We start from the raw sequence: 12,159 nt of genomic DNA on the forward strand, positions 1-12,159 counted from the left end.
CGTCGCCATGTGCCCCCACATGCCGCCCGGAATGACCGAGGCCGCGCGCTCGCGCAGCAACTGGTCTTTGGAGTTGATCAGGGAAGTCATAGCGAGTTCTCCGCGTATTGATATATCATATATTGATCTTAATGCTGGAAGAACAGGATTTGCTGACCGTCCAGGATGAGGAAGCGAGAGGCGGCTGGCCGCCTCCCGCATCTTTTCGCTCAGTGGCTGAGTTCCGCCAGCGGGAGGTTGCAGCAGGCGCTGTAACGCACGCCCTTGACGTCCGATTTGTAGGCCAGGATCAGGTTCGGGCTGATCAACGGCAGGATGATCCTGTCCTTGATCATCTCCTCGCCGGCCTGATGCCACAGCTTGGCGGCCTCGTCGCCGCTTGCCGCAAGGGCTGCCTTGTAGATATCCGCTTCCTTCGGATTGAGCACCGACGGGTCGCGCTCCGCGCCGGCGCGGCGCGCCCACGGGCTGCCCTTGGTCATGGCGAAATAATCGACGTATTGCGACGTGCCGTAATAGTCCGGCGCGTAGAACACCGCCGTCATCGGGATGCCGTCGCCATTGACGCGTTCGCGCCAGTTGGCGAAGGGGATCGGCTGCAGGTCGAGCTTGATGTTGATCTTGGCCAAATCCTGCTGAACCTTCTGCATCAACAGCGACAGATCGACGCCATAGACGTTCATGCCGGGAAACGCCGCTTCCATCTCGAAGCCGTCGGCATGGCCGGCCTTGGCCAGAAGTTCCTTTGCCTTGGCGACGTCATAGGGTTGCGCCTCGAAGCCCGAACCGCCGGGGAAGCCGAGCGGGATCGGTGCGCTGATCAACTGGCCCTCGGAGCCGATGGTGAAGTCCAGGATGCTCGGACGGTCGAGACCGAGCGAAATGGCCTCGCGCACTTCGGGCGTCAGCGGAACCTTGTTGGCCTTGGCGCCGGGCGACAGTGCCACATAGATGAAATTGTAGGACGGCACGGTCTCGATTTTCACGTCGCTGCCGGTCATCGTCTTGGCCGTGTCCGGGTCGATCTGCATGGCGATGTCGGCGGTGCCGCTCTGCAGCATCTGTGCCTGCGCCACCGCATCCTTGGTCTGGCGGATGACGACTTCGCTCAGCGCCGGCGCGGTGCGCCAGTACTTGTCGTTGCGCGCCAGCCGCAGTTCCGAATTGGGCTCATAGGATTTCAGCACGAACGGCGCGCTGCCGGCCGAATGCGCCAGGAACCAGGCCTCGGCATTGTCTGTCGTCGAAGCATCCGCATCGGCCTTGGCGCCGGCTTCGGAAGCAACCTTGCTGTTGACGACCGCTGCGTAGGGCGCCGCCGCGATGTTGAGGAATTCGGAGCTCGGCGCGACCATCTTGACGACCACCGTATGCGCGTCCGGGGTCTCGATCGAGGCGACATTGTCCATCAGGAACGAGGCGCTGCCCTTGAGGTTCTTCAGCCTCTCCCAGGACCATTTCACGTCCTTGGCTTCGACCGGCGAACCGTCCGAGAATTTGGCGGCCGGGTCGAGCGTGAAGGTGAAGCTGCTCTGGTCGGCATTGCCTTCCCACTTCGAGGCGAGCAGCGGGATCAGCTTGTTGTCCTTGTCCAGCGTCAGCAGCGATTCATAGACGCTGGAATTGTAGATCTGGCAGGTGTCGCAGAAGGCGCGGTGCGGATCGAGCGAGTTGAGGTCGATGTTGCGCGCAATGACCAGCGGCTTGCTGTCCTGCGCGAACGTGGCCGGCGCCCAGAAGGCGCTGGTGGCCAGCAGCACGGCTGCCAGCATCTTCGCCCTGGTCTTGTTTCTCTGTAGGATGCTCATGTCAGTTCTCCCATTTTCTTGTCGGATCTTTGTGGCAATGCGTTCGCTCTATCCACCCACGGCAGTGAGGGATTGAAGCGCGGCCTTGAGCTTTTCAGCGCCGCCCAGTGCGGCGCGGTTGAGCGGGGCCGATACGACGGGAGCCGAGAGGCTTCCCGTCACATGCAGGATCTCGTGATCGAGATAATCGAACACGCGATCCTGAATCTCCTGTGTCAGTCGTCCGCCAAGCGATAGCCCACGCTGCACCTGTTCGATGACGGCTACCCGGTTGGTCTTGCGGATCGAGGCCTCTACCAGCGGCCAGTCGAGCCCGGTCGGGTCGAGGCTGCGCAGGTCGATGATCTCGGCATCGGCGCCGGTCTCCTCGACCACCTGGCTGGCGACGGCAACCATGCTGGCGCTGGTGAGCAGTGTGCAGGCGCTGCCCGGCCTGACGATCTTCGCCTTGCCGAGCCGCACGCAATAGTCGCGGTCGTCCGCAGGCACAGGGCCTTCGCTCGGGAACAGCTCGACATGCTCGATGACGACGACCGGATCGTCGCATTTCAGCGCTGAATTCATCAGGCCGATATAGTCGAAGGGCGTCGTCGGCGCGACGATGCGCCAGCCGGGAAACAGGGCGAACAGGCCGGACGGATCGCCCGAATGCTGCGAGCCGTAGCCGGTGTGCGGCGAGACGCGCACCCTGACCACGATTGGCACCGGAAAGCCGCCGCCGAACATGTGGCGCACCTTGCTGACCGCGTTGAACAGCTGGTCGGCGGCAACCAGGCAGAAGTCGCCGAACATGATCTCGACGATCGGCCGCAAGCCGCAAAGCGCTGCACCCAGCGCCACCCCGACAAAACCATTCTCGGCGATGGGCATCGCCAGCACACGCTCCGGCCAGCGCTCCAGCGCGCCCTTTGTGGCGCCCGAAACGCCGCCGCGCAGCCGGTGCACATCCTCGCCCATGATGATGATGCGCGCGTCCTGCTCCATGGCGCGCGCAATCACCTCGGACGCGGCAACCATGAACTTGACCGGCCTGGTGTCGGCCGGCGCGTCCTCGATCTCGAGGAAGCGCTCGCCCTTCAGTTCGGAAAGATCGCCGCGGATCTGGTTGTCGACGTCGCTTGGGTCCGGCCACAGATGATCAGGAATGCGCAGCGCGTTGCCGCTCATCTCGGTCAGGGAATCGGCAGCGGTGTTGACCACCTCCATGACGCGCTGGTCGAGTGTACCGAGGTCCGAAGCGTTCAGGATGCCCATCGTCTTCAGGCGAGCCGCCATCGTGGCAAGCGGGTCGCGCGCTTTCCAGACGTCTTCCTCGGCGCGCGTGCGGTAGCCGAATTCGCTGCCCGGGCGGGCGCCGCTCTGGTGTAGAAACCGATAGCAGAGCGCCTCGACCAGCACCGGGCCGCCGTCTTCCTCAATCGTCCGGCGCGCCTCGCGCATGGCATGGTGGACTGCCACCACATCCATGCCGTCGCATTCGATGCCACGAAAGCCGAGCATAGGTCCGCGCGAGGCCAGCCGCGTCTCTCGCGTCTGCTCATTGATGTGCGTGGAGACGGCATAGAGATTGTTTTCGGCGAAAAAGATCACCGGCAGCCGGTAGAGCGCGGCGATGTTCATCGCCTCGTAGGCCGGTCCCGCCATCATCGTGCCGTCGCCGAAGAAGGCGACCGAGATGTTGCCGGTGCCGAGCAGTTTGTCGGCGAGCGCATAGCCCGCCGCGTGCGGCAGGTTGCCGCCGATAATGGCGCTGGTGCCTGGGATGCCGGAGGCATCGTCGCGCATATGCATCGAGCCGCCACGGCCGCCGCAATAGCCTGACTTGAGGCCCATGATCTCGGCCATCAGGCCGCGAACCGATCCCTGCATGCCTGGGTTGAAAGCATCATGCAGCGGGTCGAATCCGCCGGGCATCTGCGCGTTGACAAGCTTGGCCAGCACCTGGTGATGGGCACGGTGGGTGCCGTTGATGCGGTCGCCGGTGCCGAGCACGGACATGGCGCCGACCGCCGTGGCCTCTTGTCCGATGCTGGCGTGGGCCGGACCATGCACCAGCCCGGCATTGGCCAGATCGAGCACCTTTTCCTCGAAACGGCGGATGAGCAGCATCTGGTGATACCAGCGCACCAGGCTCGACACCTCGGCGTCGGTCCAGTCCGAATCATCGACATCTAGCCGCAACCAGGGCGCCGATGGCTGGATCGATGTCTGCTGGACCATGTCAGCTATTTCCGTTCTGGTAGATGATATATCAAATATTTTCTCAGTCGATTGGGCCGTTCATTTTTCCTGGGTCACGACGCTGGCAAGAAGGTTGCAGGCAAATGGAATTAAATTTCATTTTTGCGAGAAGGCAAAGACTAAGCCGGGACGGCGCGGTTCCGCAAGAGGAATTTTGAGACTGCTAGCAGCGCCGATGTCGGTTTCTTGGGCCGACAGGTTTTCTAACGTATTGGATATTGGTATGATATAATCACACCGACATTATAGGAGAAATCATGGCTGCCACCGAAAAGCGCACCTTCAGCCTGCCAACAGAGCAGGCTGCTTTCATCGACCGTCTCGTTGAATCAGGAACCTACGCGACCAGCAGTGAAGTGATCCGCGCCGGCCTTCGCGCCCTGCAAGAGCGCGACGCGGCCGTAGAGCGCTGGCTCCGCGAGGAGGTTGTGCCGACCTATGACAGGTGGAAGGCGGATCCTTCCCGAGTTATCCCAGCCAGCCAGGCTTTTGACGACATCCGCGCTCACCACGCCGCCCGCTTTAAGAGGGATGTGTGAAGCGCCGGCATATTGTTCTGTTGCCGGAAGCCTTAGCGGACTTAAGATGGATATACGACACCATCGAGATCGCCGCCGGCAACGTCACGGCCATACGCTATATCGAGCGTAACGAAGCCTACTGCCAGGGTCTCGACTACGCCTCGAAGCGCGGAACACGCCGTGACGATCTGCGGCCAGGGCTTCGGGTTGTCGGTTTCGAGCGCCGTGTAACGGTGACCTTTACAGTGGAATCCGACCAAGTGGTGATCTTCCGTGTGTTCTATGGCGGCGCCAATTGGGAGGATGAGCTCTAACCTGCAACGGGAAAAGCGTAACCCGCTTAGCTGTCCGAACCCGGGCTATCGGTCGACCCGATGCTGGAAGAACTGCAAAAACAATTCCCGCTCCGTGGTGATGTCGAGCTTCTCGTAGATGCGCCGGCGATGGTTCTTGACCGTGCCGACGGTGATAACGAGGCGTTCGGCGATGTTGGCCGTCGGGTGACCGGCGAGGATCAGTTGGACCAATTCCCGCTCGCGTAGTGACAGCTCCGGCCACAGGCTGGCTGGAATGGTCGGTTCCCGCCGGGGCGAGGCGCCGGGGCCTGTCGGCGCTGACGTGCGGGAGAATTCCGTTCCGCGCGCCTTGATGTCGAGCGCATGCAGCGCCTCGAACACCGGCAGCCGTTCATCCAGCAGGGCGATCTCGCTGTCTTTGAATAGCGTGGTCGAGCGGTCGAGGAAGATGCCGAGGCACCAGTCGCCGCCGTCCGCCAGCATGATGCCGACCTCGTCGCAGATCTCCGACTGCGCCAGGAAGCCGGCTATGTACTGGCCGCGCTTGGCCTCATCGTTGGCAAGCCGTTTCAGCGGCATGATGCCCAGCCTTCGCTCGCGTCGCCACGACGCATAGAACGGGTCGAAGACATAGTAATTGTCGAGATAGCGCCGGACCATTTCGTCCGAGAAGCGTCGGTGCTTGATGAATTCGGGTGTCTGCGTCGTCGAATAGCGCGTCACCGTGACGAGGTCATGCTCGATATCCGCGCCGATCAGGTCGATCAGGCAGTCGACATGCCTGTCCGTGCCAGTGGCGGCGATCGCTTTGGCGAGCGGCGCCCAGATGGTCTCCATGCGCATGCCCTTTTCTCGGCGATGTCAGCTCAGCCGTCATTATGTCTTTAGGCATATGGCGCGAAGCCGCCCATCGAATCTAGCCTTGCGTCAACCTAGACCAGATCCCGAGGCGACCGTGACCCAACCCAATCTCACCGGCCCCATCGTCGGCAATCCAATCGTCATCGGTATCGACGCCGGCGGCACCATGACCGACACGATCCTTGTCGATCAGGACGGCCACTTCAAGATCGGCAAGTCGGCGACCACGCCGAAGAACGAAGCCGAAGGTTTTCTCGCGTCTGCCGAGGACGCGGCGGATGCCTGGGGCATCTCGCTGGAATCATTGTTTTCCGGCGTCAACGTCGTGCTCTATTCCGGCACCGGCATGCTCAACACACTGTTGTCGCGCACCGGCCGCCGGCTCGGCCTGATCACCACCAAGGGCCTCGAGGACATGATCCTGATGGGCCGGGGGCTGCAGGCCTGGGCCGACTATTCCTATGCCGACCGGCTGCATGCCGTCACCCATCACCATCCAGATCCGCTGGTGCCGCGCCGCCGCACGCATGGCGTCACCGAGCGCATCGACCAGTTCGGCGACATCGTGCTGCCGCTCTACGAACACGAGGTCTCCATCGCCGCGAAAAAATTGATCGCCGACAAGGTCGAGGCGATCTGCATCATGACCATCTTCTCGCATGTCAATCCGGTGCACGAGAAGCGCATCGCCGAGATCTGCCGCGCGGAGGTCGACAAGGCCGGCGCCGACATCATCGTCTACACCAGCCATGAGGTCCGCCCGGTCATCCGCGAGCAGTCGCGGCTGAATTCGGTGCTGATCGAGGCCTACGCCACCTCGCGCGGCCGCAAGCAGCTTAGGGGTATAGAGGACGTCTCGAAGAAATACGGCTTCAAGTATGGCGTGCAGACGCTGCTCTCCTTCGGCGGCCTGACCTCGATCAACCACCCGCGCCTGCATGAAACCATGATCTCCGGCCCGATCGGCGGCATTCTGGGCGCTGCCTATGTCGGCAAGCTGATCGGGAACGACTCGCTGATCTGCTCGGACATGGGCGGTACCTCCTTCGACATGGGCGTCATCACACGCGGCCAGACGCGGATCGAGAACGAGCCGCTGATGGACCGTTTCAAGCTCAACGTGCCGACGCTGCATCTCGACACGATCGGCGCCGGCGCCGGCATGATCCTCAAGGTCGATCCCCTGACCAAGAAGGTCTCGCTTGGGCCGGAAAGCGCCGGCTCGGATCCCGGTCCGATCTGCTTCGATCGCGGTGGCACCGAGCCGACCATCGCCGATTGCGACGCCATCCTCGGCCGCCTCAACCCACACTATTTCCTGGGCGGCAAGGTCGTGCTGCAGGTCGAAAAGGCGCGCCGCGCCTTCGAGGAAAAGTGCTCCAGCGTGCTCGGCGTTGGTGTCGAGGAAGCCGCGGAAGGCATGATCGACATGCTGGAGTCCGATGCCAACAACGCGCTGCGCCGGGTCATTTCCGGGCAAGGCATCCATCCCTCCGAATTCACGCTGCTGTCCTATGGCGGCTCGGGACCTTTGCATCTGGCCGGCTGCTCCAGGGGCATCGGCTTCAAGGACATCATCACCTTCCAGTTCGCGGCCGCCTTCTCCGCCTTCGGCTGCACCACGGCCGATTTCATGCGGCGTCATTCCGTCTCCACCCAGCACGACATCCCGTCACGCGCCGACGAGGCTACGCTGGCCGCCTTCGGCGCCAAGGTCACCACGGTCTGGAACGACCTGACCAAGGCAGCGGTCGACGAGATGATCGCCGACGGCCATACCAGGGAGAAGATCAGGACCGTGCCGTTCCTGATGATGCGCTACACCGGCCAGCTCGAGGACGTCGAAGTCATGGCGCCGCTTGCCAAGGTCGGTTCGGCCGACGACATGCGCAGGGTTATCGACGAGTTCGAGGCGGTCTATGCGAAGGTCAACCATCGCGTGTCACGTTATGGCGAAGCCGGCTTCACCATCACCGAACTCGGGCTGATCGCCACCGCCGACAAGGTCAAGCCGGTGCTGCTCAAGCGACCGCTCGGCGCCTCTAACCCGGCAGCCGCCCACAAGGGCGTGCGCGAGGCCTATATCGGTGGGCGCTGGCACAAGGCCAATCTCTACGAGATGGATCTGCTTCAGCCAGGCCACGAAGTCATCGGCCCGGCCATCATCGAACATCCCGCCACCACGCTCGTCGTTCATCCGCAGGACCGTGTCCATGTCGATGAATGGACGCTGCTGCACTACACCCACGCTTGAGAGGGCGACCGCCATGTTGGACAAACCTGCCTCGGCCCTGCGCCTTCGCGAAAGACTGCTCGATTCCGAGCGGCTGATGGAAGAGACCGGTTGCTATGACGGCATTACGGAACTCACGCTGCGCAACCAGGATCCGCTGAAATTCGAGACGCTGCACACCAAGCTGCGCGCCTATTGCGTCTCGGCGCGCGAAATGGCGCGCCGCATCTCGGCCTCGCCCGGCGTGCGCGAGGTCGGCGAAATGGTGGTCGCCATCTACACGCCCGAAGGCGACGCCATCGCTCTCTCCAACGGCATCATGGTGCACGTCCATACGATGAGCCGCTTCATCAAATGGATGATCAAAAACGGCTACGAGGACAACCCTCGCATCCGCGAAGGCGACATTTTCGCCAACAACGACGCCTTCATAGGCACTGTGCAGGTGCCCGACGTGATGGACGTGGTGCCTATCTTTCATGAAGGCACGCTTGTCGGCTGGGCCGGCGCCGTCTGCCACGAGCTGGAGGCTGGCGGCATTACCCCAGGCGGTGATGTGTGTCTCGCGCAGGAGCGCTTCACCGAGGGTCTGTTCGTCTGCGCCGAGAAGATCGGCGAGAACGACGAGATCCGCCGCGACTACGTCATCCGCTGCGAGCGCAATCTGCGAATGCCGATCTACTGGGTGCTCGACGAGAAGGCCAAAGTCGCATCCTGCATCGACATGCGCGAAAGCGTCAAGCAGCTGATTTCCGAGATCGGCCTCGACTACTGGATGAAGGTGTCGAAGGAGTTCATCGAGGAAGGCCGCCGTGCCCAGCTCGCCCGCACCCGCCAGCTCACCGTCCCCGGAATCTATCGCGGCCACACTTTTTACGGCCACGTCACCGCAGGCAAACCCGGCTTCCAGCTGCTCGGCGATCCGGACTGGCTCTACAACATCCCGATCGAGATGGAGATCACCACCGACGGCAAGATCACCATGGACTTCGAGGGCACGCAGCCCTGGGGCTACCATTCGATGAACTGCACGCCGGCCGGCATGGATGGCGGCATGTTCGTCACCTTGACCCAGCACATGAATTTCGAAGGGCTGGTCAATGACGGCGCCTGGATGGCGACCGAACTGAAACTGCCGCACGGCACCTGGACCAATCCCGACAACGAGATGGTGGCGACCGCCACCTCATGGGCGCTGCTGCTGCCAGCCTATGGCGTCTTCCAGCGGCTTTTGTCGCGCAGTTTTGTCGCGCGCGGCTTCGTCGAGGAGGCCTTCGTCGGTCAGGTCAACAGCCCCATGATCGAAATGGGTGGCGAGAGCCAGTACGGCACGCCGTTCGGCATGGCCCATTTTGAATGCGCCGCCGCCGGCTCCGGCGCGCTCGCAATCAAGGATGGTCTCGACACCGCCTATGTCGGCTGGAACCCGGAATCCGACATGGGCAACATCGAGGTCTGGGAACAGTCGATGCCGATGGTCTATATCGGCCGCTCGATCGTGCCCAACTCCGGCGGTGCCGGCAAATATCGCGGCGGCTGTTCCTTCGTCTCGACCTGGCTGATCAACAAGACGTCGCATCTGCGGCTCCACACCTCCGAACATTCTTCGCGCGTGTTCGACAATGGCGGCATGTGCGGCGGTTATCCGGCGCCGACCTGCCAGAAGCATCGCGCCGTGCGCAACTCAGACATTCACGAACTCGCGGCAAAAGGCGAACCGCTGGCGCATGCGCCCGGCATCGATCCGCATGTCTCCGACTACGAGCGGAACATCGGTGGCGACCATGTCGTGGTCGAGGGCCCCTACATCACCGCGCCGCACAAATCCGGCGACATCTTCAGCCATTCCTACAATGGCGGCGGTGGTTACGGCGACGTACTGGAGCGCGATCCGATCAAGACCGCCTGGGATGTCGAGAACGGCTTTCTCACCCGGCAAGCGGCGGAGCAGGTTTTCGGCATTGTGCTGAAGGACGATGAAGACGGCTATCCCATCGCCGATATCGACGCCACGGTCGAGCGCCGCGCCGCTATGCGCAAGGAGCGTCTGGCCAAGGCGGTCCCTGTGGTGGATTGGATCGCCAAGGAGCGCGGTCGTGTCGAAAAGGCCGATTTCGCCCCCGAGGTGAAGAAAATGTACGCCAGCGCGATCAAGCTGTCGCCGCGCTTCACCAGCGAATTCAGCGAGTTCTGGAACGTCGATGCCAGATCGATCTTCATGCCGGGAGCAAAGCCATGACCTCGTACAGCAAGGAAGTCCTGGGCGATCTGGCCGCAGGCAAGCTGCCCTGGCCACAGACAAGGCGGATCATGAGTGCCTACAAGGACGATGACCGTTTCTTCAAGATGGTTGCCGTCTATCAGGATCGTGTCGCCTGGAAGGATCCGATCCTGCTGCCGGTCTCGGACCATCTGTTCATCTGCCAGAGTGGCGATGAGCGCATTACCCGCTGCGAATGCGGCCACTCCTTCGGCGACTATCGTAAGAACTGGAAGCTGAAGGCTGCGATCAACGTCCGCAACACCGAGGAGGCTTTGCGCGAAATCTACCCGAACAGCGATCTCCCCGATGCCGAATGGATGGAGATCCGCGAATTCATCTGTCCGCAATGCGGCACGCTGCACGAAGTGGAAGCGGCGGCACCTGGCTATCCCATCGTCCACGATTTCGAGCCCGACCTCGAAGGCTTCTATCGCGAATGGCTAGGCAAACCGCTCCAGCAAACATGAAACGCTGGCGATGGAGGCTGCGCCGGTGTGATTGCCAAATACGGTCAGGCCTGATTGCCTGCCCGGACGAAGTGGAGACCGTGCGCCATGAACAACCTTTCCGGCCGTAGCGCCATCGTTACCGGTGGGTTCTCGGGCATGGGCTTTGCCATTGCCACGGCTTTGGCTGAAGCCGGCGCGAACGTCGCCGTCGGCTCCTACATCGCGCCGGCCGGCGCCGACAGGTCCGATGCCGCCTATTATCCCGGCGCGGACGAGATCGAGCGCGTGCGTGCGGCCCTTACCGCCCACGGAACGAGGGTTCACGCCGCACACCTCGACGTTCGCGACAGCGACGTCGCCAATCGGTTCGCGGCTGACGCCGAGGCGGCCATCGGCCCCGCCGATATCCTGGTCAATGCCGCTGGGACGACCGCGGAGCAGCCGGTCTGCGGCCATTCCGACGCGCTATGGGACAAGATCGTCGATACCAACCTGACGGGCGCCTTCCGCGTCACGCGTGCGGTACTGCCGGGCATGATCGAACGCGGCTGGGGCCGCATCGTCAACATCGGCTCAACCGCCGCCTCGGTCGGCTGGAAGGACAACCCAGCCTACTGCGCGTCCAAGGCCGGCCTTCTCGGCCTCACGCGCTGCGTGGCGCTGGAGGGGGCAGCGCATGGCGTCACCTGCGTCATGATCAGCCCGACCTGGGTCGAGACCGAACTGATGCGCCGCAATGTGGCGCAGGTCGTCGAGCGCGAAGGCAAGGGGCGCACCGCTGAGGAAGCGATGGCCGAGATCGCCAAAGGCAACCCGCAGCAGCGCATGCTGCAGCCGCAGGAGATTGCCGCACTGGCGGTCTTCCTGTGCTCGGATCTCGCCAAGGGCATCACCATGGAGAACATCCAGATCACCGGCGGAGCGCTTTGGTAGCGGCTGATCTCTCCGCAGATGCCTCGCTGTAAGACAAGGTGACCGGATTTGCCATTGAGCGCCGGGCGCAATAGGTTATATTGCACTGCACAATGGAGACGCCGTTTATTGCACGCCCATATTTGCGAAGATTCCGGCCGGCTCATGGCTTGCCGGCCCTGGGTCGTGTCGGCGGAACCCTGAGATGAAGATTCCAAAGTCCCTGCTTATCGATCCCGAGAAGAATTCGGTCTATGGCGCCTTTGCCGTAGCCGTTTCGATCTGGGCGTTTTCTTATTCGGTCATCTTCGGCCAAATCTTGATCCTGGCCTATTATGCGGTCTGGCTTCCGCTCATCCTGGTCGACTACCGGCGGTTTCTGCGGCATCTGTCCAGCGCCTGGCTGCCGCTGCTGTTTGCGGCCTATATCTGCTTCTCGGTTTTCTGGTCACAGGCTCCCGGCGTCACCGCAAGGACGTCGGTCCAGTATTTTTCCCATATTGCCTGCGCCTACGTAGCTGCGCGCACCGTCAGCGTGCGCACGCTGACCATAGGGGCGCTGATCGGAATATTCG

General features: G+C 62.4%; 10 protein-coding genes and 1 pseudogene (1 of these 11 cut by a window edge). 7 read left to right on the forward strand and 4 right to left on the reverse strand.

Features of this window, described 5'->3' with window-relative positions; all coding sequences use genetic code 11:
- From EOC06_RS03685 to EOC06_RS03695, 3 genes are all read right to left on the reverse strand, one after another.
- Positions 1 to 90: the 5' portion of an aminotransferase class III-fold pyridoxal phosphate-dependent enzyme gene (locus tag EOC06_RS03685; protein ID WP_128307119.1), read on the reverse strand. 1,122 nt of this gene lie to the left of the window's left edge; only the first 90 of its 1,212 coding nucleotides appear in the window; the start codon lies at positions 88 to 90; its stop codon lies off the left edge, out of view.
- Positions 91 to 209: 119 nt separating this feature from the next.
- Positions 210 to 1,772 (reverse strand): ABC transporter substrate-binding protein, encoded by a 1,563-nt coding sequence (locus EOC06_RS03690; RefSeq protein ID WP_164761653.1) that lies wholly within the window; start codon positions 1,770 to 1,772, stop codon positions 210 to 212.
- 84 nt (positions 1,773 to 1,856) lie between these two features.
- Positions 1,857 to 4,028 (reverse strand): thiamine pyrophosphate-dependent enzyme, encoded by a 2,172-nt coding sequence (locus EOC06_RS03695; protein WP_128307120.1) that lies wholly within the window; start codon positions 4,026 to 4,028, stop codon positions 1,857 to 1,859.
- A 278-nt stretch (positions 4,029 to 4,306) separates the two neighbouring features.
- Between EOC06_RS03695 and EOC06_RS03700 the strand changes: the two genes are divergently transcribed.
- Positions 4,307 to 4,588, forward strand: a complete 282-nt coding sequence (locus EOC06_RS03700; RefSeq protein WP_127319713.1) for a type II toxin-antitoxin system ParD family antitoxin — start codon at positions 4,307 to 4,309, stop codon at positions 4,586 to 4,588.
- A 20-nt stretch (positions 4,589 to 4,608) separates the two neighbouring features.
- The gene (locus EOC06_RS03705) at positions 4,609 to 4,884 is read left to right on the forward strand and encodes a type II toxin-antitoxin system RelE/ParE family toxin (protein ID WP_306462317.1); all 276 of its coding nucleotides are present in this window, start codon (positions 4,609 to 4,611) and stop codon (positions 4,882 to 4,884) included.
- Between the two features lie 45 nt (positions 4,885 to 4,929).
- Here the strand turns inward: EOC06_RS03705 and EOC06_RS03710 are convergent, their stop codons facing one another.
- Positions 4,930 to 5,709, reverse strand: coding sequence for a LuxR C-terminal-related transcriptional regulator (locus EOC06_RS03710; RefSeq protein ID WP_128307122.1), 780 nt, complete (start codon positions 5,707 to 5,709; stop codon positions 4,930 to 4,932).
- Positions 5,710 to 5,821: 112 nt separating this feature from the next.
- On the opposite strand from EOC06_RS03710, the gene EOC06_RS03715 reads away from it, so the two are divergent.
- From EOC06_RS03715 to EOC06_RS03735, 5 genes and pseudogenes are all read left to right on the forward strand, one after another.
- Entirely contained in the window at positions 5,822 to 7,981 is a 2,160-nt protein-coding gene (locus tag EOC06_RS03715; RefSeq protein ID WP_128307123.1) for a hydantoinase/oxoprolinase family protein, read from the forward strand.
- A 13-nt stretch (positions 7,982 to 7,994) separates the two neighbouring features.
- Positions 7,995 to 10,199 (forward strand): hydantoinase B/oxoprolinase family protein, encoded by a 2,205-nt coding sequence (locus EOC06_RS03720; RefSeq protein ID WP_128307124.1) that lies wholly within the window; start codon positions 7,995 to 7,997, stop codon positions 10,197 to 10,199.
- Entirely contained in the window at positions 10,196 to 10,690 is a 495-nt protein-coding gene (locus tag EOC06_RS03725; RefSeq protein ID WP_128307125.1) for an acetone carboxylase subunit gamma, read from the forward strand. The genes EOC06_RS03720 and EOC06_RS03725 overlap by 4 nt, the downstream gene beginning before the upstream one ends.
- Positions 10,691 to 10,777: 87 nt before the next feature.
- Complete coding sequence (locus EOC06_RS03730) at positions 10,778 to 11,605, forward strand: SDR family NAD(P)-dependent oxidoreductase (protein ID WP_127319703.1); 828 nt, start codon at positions 10,778 to 10,780, stop codon at positions 11,603 to 11,605.
- 184 nt (positions 11,606 to 11,789) lie between these two features.
- Positions 11,790 to 12,159, forward strand: a pseudogene (locus tag EOC06_RS03735) (O-antigen ligase family protein); the annotation flags it as partial.

Source organism: Mesorhizobium sp. M7A.F.Ca.MR.362.00.0.0 (assembly GCF_004023175.1).
GTDB lineage: Bacteria > Pseudomonadota > Alphaproteobacteria > Rhizobiales > Rhizobiaceae > Mesorhizobium.

Coding starts and splice junctions, on each gene's coding strand:
- EOC06_RS03690 (WP_164761653.1), bottom strand. CDS start 1,772: ATGCTGGCAGCCGTGCTGCTGGCCACCAGCGCCTTCTGGGCGCCGGCC.
- EOC06_RS03695 (WP_128307120.1), bottom strand. CDS start 4,028: ATGGTCCAGCAGACATCGATCCAGCCATCGGCGCCCTGGTTGCGGCTA.
- EOC06_RS03700 (WP_127319713.1), top strand. CDS start 4,307: ATGGCTGCCACCGAAAAGCGCACCTTCAGCCTGCCAACAGAGCAGGCT.
- EOC06_RS03710 (WP_128307122.1), bottom strand. CDS start 5,709: ATGCGCATGGAGACCATCTGGGCGCCGCTCGCCAAAGCGATCGCCGCC.
- EOC06_RS03720 (WP_128307124.1), top strand. CDS start 7,995: ATGTTGGACAAACCTGCCTCGGCCCTGCGCCTTCGCGAAAGACTGCTC.
- EOC06_RS03725 (WP_128307125.1), top strand. CDS start 10,196: ATGACCTCGTACAGCAAGGAAGTCCTGGGCGATCTGGCCGCAGGCAAG.
- EOC06_RS03730 (WP_127319703.1), top strand. CDS start 10,778: ATGAACAACCTTTCCGGCCGTAGCGCCATCGTTACCGGTGGGTTCTCG.